This window comes from Streptomyces sp. GL_141 (assembly GCF_057834385.1).
On record NZ_CM174402.1, the window covers coordinates 1197929 to 1216701 of the forward strand.

Consider the following 18773-nt stretch of genomic DNA (forward strand, 5'->3'; position numbering starts at 1 on the left):
CCACCAGCGGCCTGAGCACGGCGCACTCTAGAATCGCGTCGCGCGGCACCGGCACAGCTCTACGGGGGGGGCACACGTGGAACCCACAGCCATCGGGCTCAAGTTGGCGACGGCCGTGATCGGCCCGCTCGTCAGGAAGTTCTTCGTCGCCGACGCCCCCGGGGCGGGGCTGGTCGACAAGCCGGTCCGGCTCTCCGGGTACGTCTCGTTCAGGGGCGAGAAGCGCACGCTCACCGAGTCCGACGTGCGCACCCTGGCCGCCACCCTCGTCCAGCAGGCCCTGAGCACGGGCGAACGCCGGATCCCGGCGGACGAGGAGAACGCCGTCACCGACGCCCTCGCCACGACCCTGTACGCACTGGGCGACCTCACGATCACGGACGTCGACGCCGTCCGCCTCGGCCCGGAGGCCTTCGCCCGCGAACTGCGCCGCGCCGCCGACCGCCCGGAGCGCCACCTCTCCGCCGACGCCACGTACTTCTACGAGGCCCTGCTCGGCGCCGCCTCCCTGCACATCCTGGAGTTCTTCACCCAGCGCAAGACCTTCACGGCCCGCGCACTGGTCGGCCAGACCCGGGCGGTCGCCGAACTGACGTCGAAGACGGATGAGTTGATCCGACGCACCCCGCTCCCCGACGCGGCGGACGCCGCGTTCGAGGCGATGTACCTGCCGTACGTCGCGAAGAAGCACTCCAAGCTCACCATCTACGGCATCGACCTCAGCAACTCGCCGGCGCGCTGGCCTCTGGACGTGGCCTACCTCAGCCTGGAGGCGGCGCCGCTGGGGCGCACGGAGATCTCCTGGGACGCCTACGAGACCGCGGAGGATTTCCTCGCGGTGCAGCGGACCCTGGAACCCCAGCCCGCGGACCAGGCACTGGCCCGCACCCCCCGCGTCCTCCTGCGGGGCGAGGCCGGCTCGGGCAAGACCACCCTCGTCCAGTGGCTGGCGGTCACCGCCGCACAGCAGGACCGCCCGGACTGGCCGGAATACCTCCGCGACCGGATCCCCTTCGTACTCCCGCTCCGTACCCTCACCCGCCACGGCGAACGGCTCCCCGCCCCCAAGGACTTCCTCGCCTCGATCGGCTGCCCCCTCGCCGGCTCCCAGCCCGCCGGATGGGAACACCGGGTGCTCACCGCCGGGCGGGGACTGGTCCTGATCGACGGCATCGACGAGATTCCGGAACCCGAACGCGAGCGGACCCGCCGCTGGCTGCGGGACCTCATCGACACGTACGCCGGCAACAACAACCGCTGGCTGGTCACCTCGCGCCCGTCGGCCGTGGGCCAGGACTGGCTGACCGAGGAAGGGTTCGGCGAACTGGCGCTGTCCGCCATGGGCCGCGCCGACACCGCCACCTTCATCAAGCGCTGGCACACAGCCGCCCGCGGCGGGTCCGAGTCCGCGGCAGAACTCAACGGGTACGAGGCCCAGCTCCTCACCGCAATCCGCACGAAGTCCGACCTCGGCAGGCTGGCCACCAACCCCCTGATGTGCGGCCTGATCTGCGCACTCCACCGTGACCGGCGGGGCTATCTCCCGCACGGCCGCAAGGACTTGTACGAAGCCGCGCTGTCGATGCTGATCAGTCGCCGCGATCGCGAACGGGACGTCAACGTCCCCGACCTTCGGGAAGAGCCACAGCTCGAACTCCTCCAACGGCTCGCGTACTGGCTCATCAAGAACGGCCGCACGGAGATGGACCGCTCCCAGGCCGAGGACATCATCGGCCGCGCCCTCCCCGCCGTCCCGGAGGCGGCGGCGCTGGGCAGGGCATCAGCCGTCTTCGACCACTTCCTCCAGCGCAGCGGCCTGCTCCGCGAACCGACCCCGGGGACGGTGGACTTCATCCACCGCACCTTCCAGGACTTCCTGGGCGCACGGGCCGCGGTGGAGGAGGGCGATTTCGGCCTGCTCGCCGCGCACGCGGCCGACGACCAGTGGGAGGACGTCATCCGCATGGCGGTCGCCCTGGCCCGACCCCGCGAGCGGGTGACCCTCTTCGAGGACATGCTGAGCCTCGGAGACGGCACCGAGGACCAGCGCGTCCGCTTCCGCGTCTACCTCCTCGCCGCGGCCTGCCTGGAGCACGCCACGACGCTGGAACCGGCCGTCCGCGCGGCGGTGGAGGAACGCACCGCCAGACTGATCCCGCCGAGCGACGACGACGAGGCCCGCGCACTCGCACGAGTGGGTCCCCTGATCCTGGACCTGCTCCCCGGCCCGGACGCCGTCGATTCCCCGGACGCGCGCCACGTGGTCGTCGCGGCCTCCCACGTCGTGTCCGACGCCGCCGTTCCCTTCCTCGCCCGGTACGCCGCCGAATGGGACTCGCCCCTCGAGATCCGCCGTCAGCTCGTGTGGGCCTGGTCGCGCTTCGACACCGTGCGGTACGCGGAAGAGATCATCGCGCAGCTGAACCCGGAGGGGCTGGACTACACCGTCACTTCCGATGAACAGATACACCTCCTGGAGCGACTGGGGGTGTCCCCGGAATCCCTGGACGTCAGGAGCGATCCATCCGTGGAGGTGCTCACCTCATACCTCTCCCGGCATGCACTGACGGGCTTGCAGTTCTTGAACTCCACCCTGCCGGACCTGTCCTTCCTGGCCGGCCAGACGCGGCTCGAGTCGTTCACGGCTCGCGAGGGCGACCCGATCGCCGACCTCTCCCCGTTCGTCGGGCTTCCCGTCCGGCACCTGAACATCGACCTCGATGCGAACGTGGACCTCCGTCCCCTGGGGCAGCTGCCGGACCTCTGCAGCCTCTCCGTCTCCAGCGCGGAACTCCGGGGATGGGCGCCCGCCGACTTCCATCCGGATGCCCCCCTCCAACACCTCGACATGTTCAGCCACTTTCCTCACGAGGCGGAAATCAGGGGAATCAGCCGCTTCCCCCTGCTCGAATCCCTCGGATTCTCCGGCGCCGCGACGGCCGCAGACTGGCAGGAACTCTCCTCCCTTCGGTCGCTCTCCCGGCTCTTCCTGGACGCGGTCTCGTTCGACGTCCTTCCGTCCGACACCGTCCTGGCGGAACTCACCCATCTCGACGTGAGCGGCCTCGACGACACCGTCACCGGACAGAAGATCATCGGCAGCCTGCCACGCGCCTTCCCTCGCCTCATTCAGTGCAGGCTCTGGGGCAAGGTGGCTCTGACCGGCATCGTCGACGTCTCCCCCCTGGCAGGTGCGCACGCCTTGGAGGAGCTCCGCATCAGCTTGTCTGCGACCCAGCTGTACGGCCTCTCCACGCTGCCCTCCCGGATCCTCGTCCACAACGACTTCTGACTGGACATTCCGTCACCTTGCCCGGGCGATCGACGGGAGCCTGCGGGTAAGGTGTCGAACCGTGGCTGATCGTCGAACGGCAATCATGGAAGGCGCCGCGCGGGTCATCGCCCGGCGCGGCGTCCGCGGCCTGCGCGTGGAGGAGCTCGCCGCCGAGGCGGGCGTGTCCACGGCCTTGATCTACTACCACTTCAAGGACCGCGCGGGGATCCTCCGCGCCACCCTGGAGTTCATCAACGACCGCGCCGGCCGGTACACCACGGAGCGCGACCCCGCCGATCCGCCGCTCGACGCCCTGGGCGAGCTGGAGCAGACGCTCCTGCTGGAGTTCCAGGACGACCCCGCGGTACGGGAGAACAGCACGGCCTGGGGAGAGCTGCGCGCCAGCGCGGTGTTCGACCCCGACCTGCGGGAAGACCTCGCCGGCGCCACCCGCGTGTGGATCCAGGAGGTGGGCGACCTGCTCGGGCAGGTCCATCCCATGGCCCCCGCCGCCACCCTCTCCGGCGCCGCCGAGCGGCTGACCGCCCTGGTGGAGGGGCTGAGCTCGCGCTGGCTCAGCGGCAGCCTGCCCCTGGCGCACGCCCGCGAGCTGATGGTGTCCTCCATCGCCGCCGAGCTGGACCGCCTCTCCCGCACCGCCTGAGCCGCGGGCGCAGGTCTCGTAAGACACCCCTCCCTCCATGGGGATCACGCACGTCCCGCGCCTTGACTGAATTTTCAGTCAGTGACAGAGTTCTGGCCATGGCCGCTCTCGGCCCGCACCCCCACGTGATCCGGAGGCTCCTCGATGCACGACTCCCCCGACGACAGCCGCTCCCTCTTCGGCCGGTTCTTCGGCTCCGCCCCCTCCCGCAGGCGCGTCCTCGGGGCCGCCGGACTCGGAGCGGCGGGGGTCGCGCTCGGTACCGCGGCCGCCGCGGCGCCGGGGGCGCTCCGGGCGCCGAGCGCGGCGGTGCAGCGCTGGCGGGTGGACCTCGACGACGTTCCCCACGCCCGCACCTGGATGTCCTGGCCCTCGCGCTCCTCGATCTGGGGCGGCCGCGCGCTGACCGGGGTCCAGGAGGACATCGCGCTGATCGCGAAGACGATCGCGCGCTACGAGCCCGTCGTGATGTGCGCACCGGACTCCTCGACGGCCGCCACCGCCCGTTCCTGGTGCGGCCCGGGCGTGACCGTGACCACCGCCATCGGCACCGACGACCTCTGGATGCGCGATATCGCACCGGTCTTCCGCCGGGACGGCCGCGGCGGGCTCGACGCGATCGGCCTGAACTTCAACGGCTGGGGCAACAAGCAGGCCCACTCCTACGACGCCCACGTCGCGGAGAGCATCGCCTACGAGTCCCATCTCCCCTTCAGCAAGACGGACTTCGTCGGCGAGGGCGGGGCGATCGAGACCGACGGCGACGGGACCGTGATGGCCACGGAGAGCAGCCTCGTCAACAAGAACCGCAACCGGGGCTGGAGCCGGGCCGAGGTCGAGGACGCCGTTCTGCACGCGTACGGCGCCGACAAGATGATCTGGGTGCCCGGCATCAAGGGCAAGGACATCACCGACGACCACATCGACGTGACCTCGCGCTTCATCCGACCCGGTGTGGTCATGGTCCAGGTGCCGCCGGCGGGCCGCGACGACGTGTGGGCGCGCGATGCCCGCGAGCAGTTCTCCATCCTCTCCGCGGCCACGGACGCCCGGGGCCGGCGACTGACCGTCATCAAGGTCGACGGTCCCGACACCACGCGCTCGAAGAACCCCGAGTTCGTCGACTCGTACATGAACTTCCACGTGGTCAACGGGGCCGTCATCACGGCCCAGTTCGGGGACTCCGCGAAGGATGCGGCGGCGAAGCGGGCCCTGGCGGCCGCCTTCCCCGGCCGGACCGTGGTGCAGCTCGACGTCGACCGGCTGATGGCCGGGGGCGGCGGCATCCACTGCTCCACGATGGCCGAACCGCGCCCGTAGAACCCGCCGGTGCCGGTACCGCGAGTACCGGCACCGGCCGTACACCGGGGCGGCCCGCCCTTCCCTTCACAGATGAGGCCGTATGCGACTGACACCGACCGAGCGGGACCGGCTGCTGATCTTCACGGCGGCGGAGCTGGCCCGCGCCCGCCGCGCGCGCGGCGTGAAGCTCAACGTCCCCGAGGCCACCGCCCTGATCACCGACACGGTGTGCGAGGCGGCGCGGGACGGCCGCAGGCTGGCCGAGGCCATCGAGGCGGGCCGCCTCGTGCTCCGTGCCGACGAGGTGCTGCCCGGGGTCCCCGACGTGGTCACCTCGATCCAGGTCGAGGCCGTCTTCGACGACGGTACGAGGCTCTGCGTCATCGACGACCCCTTCCGGCAGGAGGGTTCGCTGGGGGCCGACGCCCCGGGCGCCGGCCTGCCCGGGGACGGTGCGGGCTACGGCCGCGCCGCGCCGACGGTGCGGCTGGCCGTGCGGAACACGTCGAGCGTGCCCATCAGCGTCACCTCGCACTTCCACTTCTTCGAGTCGAACCCGCGGCTCGCCTTCGACCGCGCCGCCGCCTACGGCACCCGGCTCGCCGTACCAGCGGGCTCCTCGGTCCGCTTCGACGTCGGAGCCACCGTGATGGTGGAGCTGCTTCCCATCGGCGGGGCGCGCGTGGCCATCGGTTTCGCCGGTCTCGTCGACGGCCCCCTGGACGCGCCCGGTGCGCGCGAGGCCGCCCTGGCCAAGGCCCGGGCCACGGGCTACCTCACCTCGTACGAGGGCAGCGCGACTTCGCACAAGGACCAGGCACAAGGACAGGAGCAGGCATGAGCGGCAGCGTCTTCGACTCCGCGGGCTGCCACGGCCGCCCGGGCGCGGCCCCGGCGGACGGCACCGACCCGCACGACTACATGACCGTCCACGGCCCCCGGGCGGGCGACCGCATCCGGCTCGGCGACTCCGGGCTCATCGTCCGCGTGGAGTCCGATTCGCAGAAGCCCGGGGACGAGTTCCTGGCCGGTTTCGGCAAGACGGCCCGCGACGGGCTGCACCTGAAGGCCGCCGCCGTCCGCGACACCTGCGACATCGTCATCAGCAACGCCCTGGTCATCGACGCCGTCCTCGGCATCCGCAAGACCAGCATCGGCATCCGCGAAGGACGCATCCACGCCATAGGCCGGGCCGGCAACCCCGACACCCTCGACGGGGTCGACGTCGTGGTCGGCACGGGGACGACCATCGTCTCCGGCGAGGGCATGATCGTCACGGCCGGAGCCATCGACACCCATGTCCACCTGCTCTCCCCGCGGATCATGGAGGCTTCCCTGGCGTCCGGGGTCACCACGATCATCGGGCAGGAGTTCGGCCCCGTCTGGGCGGTCGGCGTCAACTCGCCGTGGGCGCTGAAGCACGCCTTCAACGCCTTCGACGCCTGGCCCGTCAACATCGGCTTCCTGGCCCGGGGTTCCTCCTCGGACGCGGCCCCGCTGATCGAGGCCCTCGCCGAAGGCGGCGCGTCCGGCTTCAAGGTCCACGAGGACATGGGCGCGCACACCCGCGCCCTGGACACCGCCCTGCGCGTGGCCGAGGAGCACGACGTACAAGTCGCGCTGCACACGGACGGGTTGAACGAGTGCCTGTCCGTCGAGGACACCCTGCGGGTACTGGACGGCCGGACCATCCACGCCTTCCACATCGAGGGCTGCGGCGGCGGCCACGTCCCCAACGTCCTGAAGATGGCGGGCGTCGAGAACGTCATCGGCTCCTCGACGAACCCCACCCTGCCCTTCGGCCGCGACGCCCTGGGCGAGCACTTCGGCATGATCGTCTCGGCGCACGACCTGAAGGTCGACCTGCCCGGCGACGCAGCCATGGCCCGCGACCGGATCCGCGCCGGGACGATGGGCGCCGAGGACCTCCTGCACGACCTCGGGGTCATCGGCATCACCTCCTCCGACGCCCAGGGCATGGGCCGCGCGGGCGAGACCGTACGCCGCACCTTCGCCATGGCCGGGAAGATGAAGGCCGAGCTCGGCCCGCTGGACGGCGAGGGCTCCTACGGCACGGCGGAGAGCGGCGACGACAACGAACGCGTACTGCGCTACATGGCGAAGCTGACCATCAACCCGGCGATCGCCCACGGCCTGGCGCACGAGGTCGGCTCCATCGAGGTCGGCAAGCTCGCGGACCTGGTGATGTGGTGGCCCGAGTACTTCGGCGCCAAGCCCCAACTGGTCCTGAAGGGCGGCTTCCCGGCGTACGGAGTCACCGGCGACCCGAACGCGTCGACCGACCGGTGCGAACCGCTGGTCCTCGGCCCGCAGTTCGGTGCGTACGGGGCCACCGCGGCCGACATCTCCGTGGCGTTCGTCGCGGAAGCGGCCGTCCAGAACGGGGACATGATGCCCACCCGGCGCCGCCGCGTGGCGGTCCGCGGGACCCGGGGCATCGGGCCGAAGCACATGCTCCGCAACAGCCGTACCGGCAGCGTCGACGTCCATCCCGGCACGGGCCTGGTGTCGCTCGACGGGGAGCCGCTGGTCTCCGAGCCGGCCGACTCCATCTCCCTCGGGCGGCTCTACTTCCTCTAGGCCGCGTCCCCCGCGGCGTCCGGGCGGAGGTCCAGCATGCAGAACACCTTGTCGTAGCGGCGTTCGCCGACGGCGACGAAGCGTGGCAGCCGCCCGTACTCGGTGAAGCCGAGGGAGGCGTAGAGCCGCAGGGCCCGGGTGTTGTCGTCCCGCGCATCCAGCGTGAGGACCTCGATCCCGGCCCTGCGGGCGTCTTCGACGAGCGCGGCTGTCAGCGCCCGGCCGAGCCCGAGTCCATGGGCCCCGGCGGCGACGGCGAGCTTCTCCAGGTCCGCGTGCGGCCGGTGGGTGGGGCGGGCGTAGCGCTGCCAGTACCCGAGCCCGACGAGCCGGTCTCCGAGGTGGGCCGCGCGCAGGGCCGCGTCCCCGGTCCGTACGGCGGCCACGACGCCGTCGAGGAGCCGCGCCACTTCCTCCGGCCCGGGCGGGTCGACCCAGCCCAGCGCGGCGCCCCCGGCGACCAGCTCGGCCAGGATCCGGTGCGCCGCCCCGGCGAACCGGGCCGCCCGTTCCGGGTCGGACACCAGCTCCAGGGCATCGACGATCACCGCTCCCGCGGCCGCGCCGCCCGTCTCCCGATCCATGACCGGCAGCCTATGCGGCCAGTTCCCCGTCGATCGCGTCGGCGAGGAGCCGGCGGGCGTGCTCCAGGGGCAGCGAGCCGCTCAGCCACCGGACGCTGAGGCCTTCGAGGAGGGCCGTGAGGCGCTCGGCGGCGGCCGCGTGCTCGGGGGCCGTGCCGGCGGGGCGGGCCTGGGCGAGGAGGTAGGAGATCTCGTGGACCCAGCTGTGCGTGGCCTTGGCCACGTCCTCGCGCAGGTCGGGATCGAATACGGCGCTGGCCCTCAGCTCGCCCCAGGCGGTGCTGTTCTCCCGCACCTCCGGGGTCTCCTGGAGTTCGAGGAGCAGGGTCCGCTTGAGCTCGTCGCGGGGACTTTCCGGGTCGTCCGAGCCGTCCTCGCGTTCGGCCGTGTAGCGGTCGGCGCGGTCGCTGATGAACTCCAGCGTGCGGCGCAGGATCCCGGCGCGGTCGGTGAAGTGGTAGTAGATCAGCGAGGTGGACACGCCCGCTTCGGCGGCGAGCTCCCCCACCCGGAGCCCGCGCACGCCGCGTCGCGCGATCACTCGCGTGGCGGCTCTGAGTATTTCCGTTCGACGGTCTGACACGAAGGGTCACTCTACCCGTCGACTCCGTCACCTGGGGCTTTTCCTGACCGTAACATCAGGCACCCGTTTCCACGGGTAAAGCCGTGATCATGCCGGTTCGGGGGCCCTTCCCCACCCCGCCCCCTACGCGGTGTGACCGATTCCGCATCAGCTTGGCCAGAACCATTGACTGAATTTTCAGTTTGGTGGACGATGCGGGCACCCCTTACAAACACTGACTGAATTTTCAAACAGGAGTGGATCATGACGAGTTTCCGCATGCCGGCCGAGTGGACGGACCACGAGGGCTGTCTCATGGCGTGGCCGACCCGGCAGGAGCTGTGGGGCGACGTCTTCGACGAGGTCAAGGCCGAGTACGCCCAGGTCGCCACCGCGATCGCCGCCTTCGAGCCGGTCACCATGGTCGCGCTGCCCGGCAGCGGCGACGAGGCCCGCGCGCTGTGCGGTGAGGGCGTCGAGGTGATCGAGCTCCCGCTCGACGACTCCTGGTTCCGGGACTCCGGACCGATCTTCGTGCTCGGGCAGGACGGCCGGCGGGCGGGCGTGGACTTCCGCTTCAACGCCTGGGGCGGCAAGCACTTCCCCTACGACACCGACGACAAGATCGCCGCGGCCCTGCTGGCGCACCTGGGCGTGGACCGCGTCGACTCCCGGATGATCCTCGAAGGCGGCGCGATCACGGTCGACGGCGAGGGCACGCTGATCACCACCGAGCAGTGCCTGCTGCACCCGAACCGCAACCCGGACATGACCAAGGAGCAGATCGAGGCCGAGCTGATCGCCCGCCTCGGCGTCACCAAGGTGATCTGGCTGCCGTACGGCGGTCTGCTGGACACCGAGACCGACGGACACGTGGACGGCGTCTGCGCCTTCGTCGCCCCCGCCACCGTCGTCGTCCAGCTCCCGAGCGACCCCGCGCACCCCGACTACGAGCGCATGCGCGTCAACCGCGCCGTCCTGGAGGGGTCCACCGACGCCGCCGGCCGCCCCTTCACGATCATCGACCTGCCGCAGAGCAACCTCGTCGAGGTCGACGGCAAGGAGACCGAGGTCGGCTACCTGAACTTCTACATCGCCAACGGCGGGGTCGTCGTCCCGGTCGCCGGCACCGACGAGGACGAGGGCGCCCTCGCCGTCATCGCGTCCGCCCTGCCCGGCCGCAAGGTCGTCGGAGTCCGCTCGCGCGTGATCGCGTACGGCGGTGGCGGCGTGCACTGCATCACCCAGCAGATCCCCTCCGCCGGCCGCACCGCCTGACCGGCTCGCCCCCTTCGCCGTGCCCGGGCCGGCGGCCCGCCCCCGAGCCTCCCCTCCTCGACCCGCTCGCCGCCTGCCCGTACCTCCCCGCCCCGCATGGAAGAGAGAGCACCGATGCCCAGATCCCTTCCCTGGTCCAGAGCCGCCAGGTCCGCCGGCACCGCCGTCCCCGGCACCGCCGCCACCGGTGGCGCCTCCACCGCCCGCGGGTACGTCACCCGCCGCTCCGCCGCCCGCCGCTCCGCGCTGCCCGTCGCCGCGCTGACCGCCCTCGGCCTGGTCGCCGCCTGCTCCGGCCCGCCCAAGGGCGACGGAAGCGCGAAGGACGCGGCCTTCAAGCTGTCCGCCGGCACCCCCGCCGCCGCGGGCGAGCTCGACTCCTTCACCTGGGCCGTGTACGCGGAACCGCCGACGCTGGACTACATCTCGGCCTTCGACTACCCGGCGAACACGATCCTGTCGAACGTCTGCGAGAGCCTGATGCGGTGGACCCCGGAGCTCACCATGGCTCCGGGCCTGGCCGAGAAGGCCACCAACCCCAATGACCTGACCTGGGTCTACGACCTGCGCCCGGGCGTGCGCTTCCACGACGGCGGCACGATGAGCGCCGACGACGTGGTCTACAGCCTGGGCCGTCAGATGGACCCGGCGAACGGGGCCGCCTGGAACAGCAACTTCTCCAACGTCGAGGCCGTCACCAAGACCGGCCCGCTCCAGGTGACCGTCAAGCTGAAGCAGCCCGACTCGCAGTTCCCCCAGTACATGGCGACCGCCGCCGGTGTCGTGGCCTCCAGGGCCGGGGTGGAGAAGGCGGGCGAGGACTACGGCACCACCGGCAGCCTGGACTGCACCGGCCCCTTCAAGCTGGGCACCTGGAACAAGGGCCAGTCGATCGAGCTCCAGCGCTTCGACGGCTACTGGGGCACCAAGGCCAAGTCGGCGAAGGCCGTCTTCACCTTCCTCACCGACCCCAACGCCCGTACGAACGCCCTGCTCAGCGGCGAGGCCGACGGCGGCTACCTGATCCCGACCGAGAGCTACGACCGGCTGCGCGCGAGCGGCGCCGGCACCCTCTACTTCGGCGAGGGCCTCAGCACCGTCAACGTCAACGTGACGAGCATGAAGGGCGCGCTCGGCGACGTCCGCGTCCGCCGGGCCCTGTCCCTGGCCCTGGACCGCCGCGGCTTCGTCAAGGCGGGCCTGGGCGGCGCGGGCACCGTCACCAGCTCGCTCACCACCAAGGCGATCTGGGCCGGCGCGCCCGCCGCCATCCGCGCCTCCGCCTTCGACACCCTGCCCTCCCCCGACCAGAACGTCGAGGCGGCCAAGCGGATGATCGAGGAGGCCGGCGCCACCGGCAAGACGCTGACCATAGCGACCAGTTCGATCGGCCAGGACGTCTCGGTGCTGGCCACCGCGGTGCAGGACGCCGGTACCCGGATCGGTCTGAAGATCGAGCTGAAGACCATCGCCCCCAACGCCTTCACCTCGCTGTTCACCGACCCCGCCGCGCGCGAGGGCATCGACATGTTCCCGGAGACGTACTACGACTCCATCACCGACCCGATGGACATGCTCAGCAACTTCCAGACCGGGGCCTACCAGAACTACGCCGGCTACAGCGACGAGTCCTACGACGCGCTGACCGACAAGGCCCGGGCCGAGTCCGACCCGGCCAAGCGCTTCTCGGCGGCCGCCGAACTCCAGAAGAAGGCCTCCGACCAGGTGCTGTGGATCCCGGTCGCCGAATGGCCGACCGCGGTCTTCCTGAACAAGCGCATCACCGGCGCCCCGACCACCATCTCCTACCTCTACTCCCCGTGGGCCGCCGGCGTCGGGGCGGCCGCGCGATGAGTTTCCTGCGCTTCGCCGCACGGCGGCTGGCCGAAATGGCCGCCACCCTGCTCGGCGCCTCCTTCGTGATCTTCGGCGCGCTGTACCTGGCTCCGGGCAATCCGGCGAGCTTCCTCCTGGGCGGCCGCTCGGCCTCCCCGGAGGCACTGCAGGCGATCAACGAGCACTACCACTTGGACGACCCCTTCGCCGTGCGGTACCTGAACTGGCTCGGCCAGGTGGTACAGGGCGACTTCGGCCGCTCGATCACGTACCGCACGGACGTGTCGCGGCTCCTCGCGGACCGGCTGCCCAACACCCTGATGCTGATCTCGATGGCCCTCGTACTGGTCCTCGTGTTCGGGCTGCTCCTGGGCTGGATCGGCGCCGTCCGCGGCGGGGCCGCCGACTCCGCGATCCTGGTGACGACCACCGTCGCCATCGGCACCCCTTCGTTCGTCGCGGCGGTCCTGCTCCAGGGCCTGTTCGCGGTGAAGCTGGGCTGGTTCCCCACCGGCGGGGCCGGCGACGGGTTCGGGCAGATGCTGTGGCACCTGACCCTGCCCGCCATCGCCCTGGCGCTCTACCTGATCGGCATGCTCGCCCGGGTCACCCGGGCCGCGATGCTCGAGGTCCTCGGCCAGGAGCACGTCACCGTCGCCCGCAGCCGGGGCGTGTCCGCGAGCCAGGTCGTCCGCCGGCACGTGTTCCGCAACGCGCTGGGCACCGTGCTCACCACCGGCGGGCTCATCGTCTCCACCCTGCTGGTCTGCACCGTCCTGGTGGAGACCGCCTTCAGCGTGGGCGGCATCGGCCAGCTCCTCGAACTCTCCACCACCACCAAGGACTTCCCCACCGTGCAGGCCATCTCCCTCATCATGGTCGCGCTGTTCATGACGGTGAACCTCGTCGTCGACCTGCTCCATCCGCTGGTCGATCCCCGGGTCACCCTCGGCCCCGCGAAGAAGGCCTCGTGAGCTCCGTCCTGGTGCGCCGGCCGGGCCTCGCCCGGCTCCGGACCTCCCGCGCCCCCCTCTCCCTGTTCTGTACGGGCTTCGTCGCCCTCGTCGTCCTCGTCGCGGTGCTCGCCCCCTGGATAGCGCCCTACGATCCCAACTCCGTCGACCTCGCGAACGCCCTGGCGGGCCCCTCCGCCGATCACCTCCTCGGCGTCGACGCCTCCGGGCGCGACACCTTCTCCCGGCTGGTCCTCGGCGCCCGTACCTCGCTCCTCGGCCCGCTCGGCGTGGTCGCCTTCTCCACCGCGGCCGGCGTGGCGATCGGCACCGCCGCCGCCTGGCGCGGCGGCTGGCTGGACTCGGTGCTCTCCCGCAGCACCGAGCTGGTCTTCGCCTTCCCCGGCATGCTGCTGGCCATCCTGATCGTCTCGGTCTACGGCGAGGGCCTGCTCGCCCCCGTCCTCGCCCTGGCCATCGCCTACCTGCCCTACGTCAGCCGGCTGACCCGCTCCCTCGTGCTCGCCGAGCGGGCCCGCCCGTACGTGGAGGCGTATCGCGTGCAAGGACACTCGGGGGCGCAGATCTGCCTGCGCCACGTGGTCCCCGCCGTCATGCCCGTCGTCCTCGCGCAGTCCGCGATCAACTTCGGCTACGCCCTGATCGACCTGGCCGGCCTCGCCTTCCTCGGGCTGGGCGTACCGGCCCTGACCCCCGACTGGGGCCGCATGGTCTTCGACGGCAACGCCGCCATCCAGGCCGGCTATCCGCTCTCCGCGATCGTGCCGTGCGTGGCCATCGTGCTGACCGTGGTCGCCTTCAACGTCGTCGGCGAGGCCTGGGCCGACAAGGTAGCCAGGAGGGCCCGATGAACGCGCCGACACCGCGTGCCGCACTGAACACCCTGGAGATCGAGGGCCTGCGGCTGCACCTGCCGGGGGCCGTCCGGCCCGTCCTGGACGGCGTCGGGCTCACCGTCGGCCCCCGGGAGACCGTGGCCCTGGTCGGCGAGTCCGGCTCGGGCAAGAGCCTGACCTCGCGCAGCGTGCTGCGGCTGCTGCCCGAAGGGGCCCGCACGGAGGGCGAGGTGCGGGTGGCCGGGGACGACGTGCTGACCATGTCACCGGGCCGGTTGCGGGTGCTGCGCACCAGCACGGCGGCGATGATCTTCCAGGACCCGCGGGCCGCGGTCAATCCGATGCGCCGTGTCGGGGACTTCCTCACCGAGAGCCTGCGGCTGAACGCCAAGGCGACCAAGGCGGTCGCCGAGCACCGGGCGGTGGCCATGCTGGAGGCCGTCGGCCTCACGGCGGACGCGCTGCGCAAGTACCCCGGACAGCTGTCCGGCGGCATGCTGCAACGGGTCGTGATCGCGGCCGCGCTGATGGGCGATCCGGCCCTGATCCTCGCCGACGAACCGACCACGGCACTGGACGTCACCACCCAGGCCGAGGTGATCGGCCTCCTCGGCGAGCTGCGCGACCGCTTCGGAACGGGGCTGCTGTTCGTCACGCACGACCTCGGCCTCGCCGCCGCGATCAGCGACCGGGTGTACGTGATGTACGCGGGCCGGATCGTGGAAACGGGCCCGGCCGCCGAGCTGTTCGCCCGCCCCCGCCACCCGTACACGGCGGCCCTGCTGAACTCCACCCCCCGGCTGGACGCGCCCCGCGGACGGCTCGCCGCGATCGAGGGACGGCCGCCGAGCCTGCGGGAGGAGCTGACCGGTTGCCCCTTCGCCGCACGCTGCGTGCTCGCGACCGACGTGTGCACCCGGGAGGCCCCGGCCCTGCTCCCGGTCGCCGGGGATCCCGGCCGGCTCGCCTCCTGCCACCACGGCGAGCTGATCGCCGAGCAGGAACGCGAACGGGAACGGGCCGGGACCCAACGGACGGGGACACAGCGGAAGGAACTCCACCCATGACGACCGCTACTGGCACGAGCGCCGCCACCACGGCGGGCACGACGAAGACCGTCCTGGAGGTCCTGGGCCTGCACCGGACCTACGGGAGCGTCCGGGCCGTGGACGACGTGTCGTTCCGGCTGGCCGAGGGCGGCTCGCTGGGCATCGTCGGCGAGTCCGGTTCGGGCAAGACGACCACGGCCCGCATCGTGGTGGGCCTGGAACGCGCGGACGAGGGCCGGGTGCTGATCCAGGGCCGCGACCGGGGCGAGCTCGGGCGCGGCAAGGCGCGCCGGCTCGCCCGGGCCCGCGAGGTCCAGATGGTCTTCCAGGACCCCTTCTTGTCCCTGGACCCGCGCACCACGGTGGGCGCGGCCCTGCGGGAGACGCTCGCCCTGCACTTCCCCGGCGCCGACCACACGCGCCGGATCACCGAACTGCTCGACCAGGTCGGCCTCGGCTCCCGCGAGGCGGACGCGCTGCCCCGGCAGCTGTCGGGAGGACAGCGCCAGCGCGTGGCGGTAGCCCGTGCGCTGGCGGTCGAGCCGGCCGTCCTCGTCCTCGACGAGGCGGTGGCCGCCCTGGACGTCTCGGTGCAGGCGCAGATCCTGAACCTGCTCTTCGACATCCGCGAACAGACCGGCATCGGCTACCTGTTCATCACCCATGACCTCGGCGTCGTGCGCTGTGTGACGGACGACGTGATCGTCATGCGGAACGGCCGGATCGTCGAGTCGGGTCCGACGCAGCAGGTGCTCGCCGACCCCCAGCACCCTTATACGCGCCTGCTCCTGGAGTCCGTACCCCGCCCGGGGTGGGATCCGCGGAGCATCGCCGCCGCGCGCCGCGCGCTGTAAGGGGGCCGTGGGTGCGGCGGCTCCCACGGCCCGGCGGTTCATCACCCATCCAGGTAAGAACTGATCGGAGATCAGAGATGAACGAGCACGTCGCACGGAGGCTGGACAGACGAGGGTTCCTGACGGCAGCGGGCGCGACCGCGGCCGGCGCCGCGCTGGCGGCGGTCGGCGGGCAGGCCTTCGCGGCCGCCCGTCCCGCGGCGGCGAACGCCGCCGCGGGCTTCGCCGTACCGATCGACACCGTCCGCCACACCCGGACCTGGATGGCGTGGCCCGACAGCTCCGCGATCTGGGGCCGCCGGCTGGCCGGCGTGCAGGCGAACATCGCGCTCATCGCGAAGACCATCGCGAGGTACGAGCCGGTGGTCATGTGCGCCAACTCGGCGAGCGTCTCGAAGGCCAAGAGCGCCTGCGGTTCGGCGGTCACGGTGATCGGCTCGATCCCGGTGGACGACTGCTGGATGCGCGACAGCGGCCCGGTGTTCCGTACCAACGGGGCGGGCGGTCTGGACGCGGTCGGCCTGAACTTCAACGGCTGGGGCAACCAGCAGACCCACGCCAGGGACTCCCTGGTCGCCGGCCGGGTCGCCGCCTACGCCGGAGTGCCGTTCAGCACCGCGGCGTTCACCGGCGAGGGCGGCGCGGTGGAGGCGGACGGCGCCGGCACCCTGATGGCCACCCGCAGCTCCCTCATCAACCCGGACCGCAATCCCAACAAGACCCAGGCCCAGCTGGAGGCCGCCATGTGCGCCGCCTACGGCGCCTCCAAGGTCATCTGGTTCAAGGGCGTCCTCGGCCGGGACATCACCGACGACCACGTCGACGCCACGTCCCGGTTCCTCGCGGAGGGGCAGGGGATGGTGCAGATGCCGCTCGCGAGCGACACCGACGCCTGGTCGAACGACGCGCGCCAGCAGTACCAGATCCTGTCCACCAGCACGAACGCCCTGGGCCACCCGATATCGGTCACCAAGCTCCAGGGCCCCGACTACGACCGGATCCGCTCCACCAGCCCCGACTTCGTCGCCTCGTACGTCAACTTCTACGTGTGCAACGGCGCCGTCATCTCCTCGCAGTTCGGGCACGCCACCGCGGACGCCGCGGCCAAGGCCACCCTCCAGCGGGCCTTCCCGGGCCGGGTGATCGAGCAGCTCAACACCGACAGCCTCGGCGCGGGCGGCGGCGGCATCCACTGCGTGACCCAGCAGCAGCCGGTCGCGTAACCGCTCCCCCGCACGTCCGGCCCCCCGCTGTCGGCGGGGGGCCGGATCGCTCTACGGGCCTACGGGGCTGCGTCCCCACGGCTCCACCGCCCTACGGGGCGACGTCGTCCCAGGCCATCGCGCTCATCCGCCAGCCGTCGGGCGTCCGGACGTACTGGGTGGTCTTGTGCCCGGAGCCCTCGAACCACGTTCCGTCGAGGTATCCGGACTTGCGGTACTCGCTGAAGCGGTGCGCGATCGAGCCGAAGACCTCGGTCCGCTCGGCGACCTCCCATTCGCGGAACTCGGTCAGCGTCCCGTCGGTGAGGATCTTCTCCCGCGGCTCGATGAAACCGTCGAGGTCGTAGATCACGGGGTCGGCCCCGATGTTCTTGATGATCATCCCCTGGGGGATGAACACCTCGCGGACGGCGCCCAGATCCGGCCGCCCGCCGTCGGCGTTGGTGAAGGCGCCGAGGAAGACGCTCATCAACCGGTCCAGCTCGGCCTTGACTTCGGACACGCATACCCTCCCGAGGGCGAAGATTCCCGGCCGATCTTCGCCTACCCCCGGCAGGAGGGCAATGGCCCGGGCACGCCCGCCACCGGCCCGGTCCGCACACCCCTCCGCGTGCCGGACCGGTCCCGGACACGAGGGCGCGTTCTACTGGCAGGCGCGGACACCCCGCCCCTCACCAGGAGGCCCCATGAGCAGCGCCCCCGACCATCCGCCGCCCGCCCCCACCGGGTCCTACGCGCCGACCGAGCGGACGATCCCCGGCAGGATGCGGCAGTGGGCGTCCTACGACCGGAACCTGGTCCACTCGATCCTCGACGAGGCCTTCGTGTGCCACCTGGGCTTCGTCAGGGACGGCAGGCCCGTGGTCCTGCCCACCCTCTACGCCCGGGTCGGCGAGCACCTCTACCTGCACGGCTCGGTGGACTCCCGCCCCGTGCGCCTGGCCGGGGCCGGCGCGGACCGGCCGGAGGGGGACGGCGGCGGGGGCCTGGACGTCTGCGTGACCGTCACCCACCTGGACGGGCTGATCCTGGGCCGGTCCGCCTTCCGGCACTCCGTGAACTACCGCTCCGTCGTGGCCCACGGCGTCGCGCACCGGGTCGACGGTCCCGAGGAGCGGGGCAGGGCGCTGAGGGCGATCGTGGAGCACGTGGTCCCCGGCCGGTCGTCGGACACCCGCCCGCCGAACGCGGAGGAACTCGCCGACGTCGCCGTGCTGCGCCTCGACCTGAACGAGGTCTCCGCAAAGTCCCGCGTCGGCGGCCCCAACGACGAACCCCGGGACGACGGCCTCCCCCACTGGTCGGGACAGGTCCCGCTGCTGCGCACCTACGGCGCGCCCGTCCCCGCCGAGGACATCACCCCCGGCGTGGAGCTGCCCGAGTACCTGAGGCTCCTGGTCCACCCCGCGGGCCCCACCACCGGCTGAGCGGTCCCGGGTACGACGAAAGAGCCGGCCAAAGCGACGTGTTGTCACTTTGACCGGCTCTGTCTGGTCTTTCGACCTCTTGTGTCCGAGGGGGGACTTGAACCCCCACGCCCGATAAAGGGCACTAGCACCTCAAGCTAGCGCGTCTGCCATTCCGCCACCCGGACTAGGTGGTCGGCCCCGGTTTCCCGCGGCGACATGGACAACAATAGCAAAGGTTCGGCGGGGTTCCGACCAGGTATTTCGTCCGGGCCGAGTCCGACGCGCCGCGCTGACCTGCGGGCATGTCCGGGGGGTGGGTCCGCCGGT

At 71.6% G+C, this 18773-nt stretch carries 16 protein-coding genes and 1 tRNA gene; 13 read left to right on the plus strand and 4 right to left on the minus strand.

Going from position 1 to position 18773, the window contains the following annotated elements:
* Positions 1-76 precede the first annotated feature (76 nt).
* The 5 genes from AC3IX6_RS05210 (at position 77) to AC3IX6_RS05230 (ending at position 7841) form a co-directional block, all read left to right on the plus strand.
* On the plus strand, positions 77-3292 hold the full coding sequence (locus AC3IX6_RS05210) for an NACHT domain-containing protein (protein ID WP_489369070.1): 3216 nt from the start codon (positions 77-79) through the stop codon (positions 3290-3292).
* A 61-nt stretch (positions 3293-3353) separates the two neighbouring features.
* Positions 3354-3938, plus strand: coding sequence for a TetR/AcrR family transcriptional regulator (locus tag AC3IX6_RS05215; RefSeq protein ID WP_489369071.1), 585 nt, complete (start codon positions 3354-3356; stop codon positions 3936-3938).
* A 144-nt stretch (positions 3939-4082) separates the two neighbouring features.
* Complete coding sequence (locus AC3IX6_RS05220; protein ID WP_489369072.1) at positions 4083-5258, plus strand: agmatine deiminase family protein; 1176 nt, start codon at positions 4083-4085, stop codon at positions 5256-5258.
* An 82-nt stretch (positions 5259-5340) separates the two neighbouring features.
* Positions 5341-6081, plus strand: coding sequence for an urease subunit gamma (locus AC3IX6_RS05225; protein WP_489369073.1), 741 nt, complete (start codon positions 5341-5343; stop codon positions 6079-6081).
* Between the two features lie 80 nt (positions 6082-6161).
* Complete coding sequence (locus AC3IX6_RS05230; RefSeq protein WP_489371337.1) at positions 6162-7841, plus strand: urease subunit alpha; 1680 nt, start codon at positions 6162-6164, stop codon at positions 7839-7841.
* Here AC3IX6_RS05230 and AC3IX6_RS05235 read toward each other — a convergent pair.
* Entirely contained in the window at positions 7838-8425 is a 588-nt protein-coding gene (locus AC3IX6_RS05235) for a GNAT family N-acetyltransferase (protein ID WP_489369074.1), read from the minus strand. The genes AC3IX6_RS05230 and AC3IX6_RS05235 overlap by 4 nt on opposite strands.
* Before the next feature lie 10 nt (positions 8426-8435).
* On the minus strand, positions 8436-9008 hold the full coding sequence (locus tag AC3IX6_RS05240) for a TetR/AcrR family transcriptional regulator (RefSeq protein ID WP_489369075.1): 573 nt from the start codon (positions 9006-9008) through the stop codon (positions 8436-8438).
* 243 nt (positions 9009-9251) lie between these two features.
* On the opposite strand from AC3IX6_RS05240, the gene AC3IX6_RS05245 reads away from it, so the two are divergent.
* The 7 genes from AC3IX6_RS05245 to AC3IX6_RS05275 all read left to right on the plus strand — a co-directional run bounded on the left by AC3IX6_RS05245 (position 9252) and on the right by AC3IX6_RS05275 (position 17037).
* The gene (locus AC3IX6_RS05245; RefSeq protein ID WP_489369076.1) at positions 9252-10265 is read left to right on the plus strand and encodes an agmatine deiminase family protein; all 1014 of its coding nucleotides are present in this window, start codon (positions 9252-9254) and stop codon (positions 10263-10265) included.
* Positions 10266-10379: 114 nt separating this feature from the next.
* Positions 10380-12119, plus strand: coding sequence for an ABC transporter substrate-binding protein (locus AC3IX6_RS05250; protein WP_489369077.1), 1740 nt, complete (start codon positions 10380-10382; stop codon positions 12117-12119).
* On the plus strand, positions 12116-13075 hold the full coding sequence (locus tag AC3IX6_RS05255) for an ABC transporter permease (RefSeq protein WP_489369078.1): 960 nt from the start codon (positions 12116-12118) through the stop codon (positions 13073-13075). Before AC3IX6_RS05250 ends, AC3IX6_RS05255 begins: the two co-directional genes overlap by 4 nt.
* Positions 13072-13926 carry an ABC transporter permease gene (locus tag AC3IX6_RS05260; protein WP_489369079.1) on the plus strand — a complete coding sequence of 285 codons (855 nt, stop codon included), beginning with the start codon at positions 13072-13074 and terminating at the stop codon, positions 13924-13926. The genes AC3IX6_RS05255 and AC3IX6_RS05260 overlap by 4 nt, the downstream gene beginning before the upstream one ends.
* Positions 13923-14978 carry an ABC transporter ATP-binding protein gene (locus tag AC3IX6_RS05265; RefSeq protein ID WP_489369080.1) on the plus strand — a complete coding sequence of 352 codons (1056 nt, stop codon included), beginning with the start codon at positions 13923-13925 and terminating at the stop codon, positions 14976-14978. Before AC3IX6_RS05260 ends, AC3IX6_RS05265 begins: the two co-directional genes overlap by 4 nt.
* Positions 14975-15814 (plus strand): ABC transporter ATP-binding protein, encoded by an 840-nt coding sequence (locus AC3IX6_RS05270; protein ID WP_489369081.1) that lies wholly within the window; start codon positions 14975-14977, stop codon positions 15812-15814. The genes AC3IX6_RS05265 and AC3IX6_RS05270 overlap by 4 nt, the downstream gene beginning before the upstream one ends.
* A 77-nt stretch (positions 15815-15891) precedes the next feature.
* On the plus strand, positions 15892-17037 hold the full coding sequence (locus AC3IX6_RS05275; RefSeq protein ID WP_489369082.1) for an agmatine deiminase family protein: 1146 nt from the start codon (positions 15892-15894) through the stop codon (positions 17035-17037).
* A 91-nt stretch (positions 17038-17128) separates the two neighbouring features.
* Here the strand turns inward: AC3IX6_RS05275 and AC3IX6_RS05280 are convergent, their stop codons facing one another.
* Positions 17129-17506 (minus strand): DUF4440 domain-containing protein, encoded by a 378-nt coding sequence (locus AC3IX6_RS05280; RefSeq protein ID WP_489371338.1) that lies wholly within the window; start codon positions 17504-17506, stop codon positions 17129-17131.
* A gap of 217 nt (positions 17507-17723) precedes the next feature.
* On the opposite strand from AC3IX6_RS05280, the gene AC3IX6_RS05285 reads away from it, so the two are divergent.
* Complete coding sequence (locus AC3IX6_RS05285) at positions 17724-18464, plus strand: pyridoxamine 5'-phosphate oxidase family protein (protein WP_489369083.1); 741 nt, start codon at positions 17724-17726, stop codon at positions 18462-18464.
* An 82-nt stretch (positions 18465-18546) separates the two neighbouring features.
* Here AC3IX6_RS05285 and AC3IX6_RS05290 read toward each other — a convergent pair.
* A tRNA-Leu gene (locus AC3IX6_RS05290) sits at positions 18547-18631 on the minus strand.
* Between the last annotated feature and the right edge of the window lie 142 nt (positions 18632-18773).

Excerpts from the sequence above, each read along its gene's own strand:
- AC3IX6_RS05220 (WP_489369072.1), top strand. The coding sequence starts at position 4,083 with ATGCACGACTCCCCCGACGACAGCCGCTCCCTCTTCGGCCGGTTCTTC.
- AC3IX6_RS05225 (WP_489369073.1), top strand. The coding sequence starts at position 5,341 with ATGCGACTGACACCGACCGAGCGGGACCGGCTGCTGATCTTCACGGCG.
- AC3IX6_RS05230 (WP_489371337.1), top strand. The coding sequence starts at position 6,162 with ATGACCGTCCACGGCCCCCGGGCGGGCGACCGCATCCGGCTCGGCGAC.
- AC3IX6_RS05235 (WP_489369074.1), bottom strand. The coding sequence starts at position 8,425 with ATGGATCGGGAGACGGGCGGCGCGGCCGCGGGAGCGGTGATCGTCGAT.
- AC3IX6_RS05245 (WP_489369076.1), top strand. The coding sequence starts at position 9,252 with ATGACGAGTTTCCGCATGCCGGCCGAGTGGACGGACCACGAGGGCTGT.
- AC3IX6_RS05250 (WP_489369077.1), top strand. The coding sequence starts at position 10,380 with ATGCCCAGATCCCTTCCCTGGTCCAGAGCCGCCAGGTCCGCCGGCACC.
- AC3IX6_RS05255 (WP_489369078.1), top strand. The coding sequence starts at position 12,116 with ATGAGTTTCCTGCGCTTCGCCGCACGGCGGCTGGCCGAAATGGCCGCC.
- AC3IX6_RS05265 (WP_489369080.1), top strand. The coding sequence starts at position 13,923 with ATGAACGCGCCGACACCGCGTGCCGCACTGAACACCCTGGAGATCGAG.
- AC3IX6_RS05270 (WP_489369081.1), top strand. The coding sequence starts at position 14,975 with ATGACGACCGCTACTGGCACGAGCGCCGCCACCACGGCGGGCACGACG.
- AC3IX6_RS05275 (WP_489369082.1), top strand. The coding sequence starts at position 15,892 with ATGAACGAGCACGTCGCACGGAGGCTGGACAGACGAGGGTTCCTGACG.
- AC3IX6_RS05280 (WP_489371338.1), bottom strand. The coding sequence starts at position 17,506 with ATGAGCGTCTTCCTCGGCGCCTTCACCAACGCCGACGGCGGGCGGCCG.
- AC3IX6_RS05285 (WP_489369083.1), top strand. The coding sequence starts at position 17,724 with ATGAGCAGCGCCCCCGACCATCCGCCGCCCGCCCCCACCGGGTCCTAC.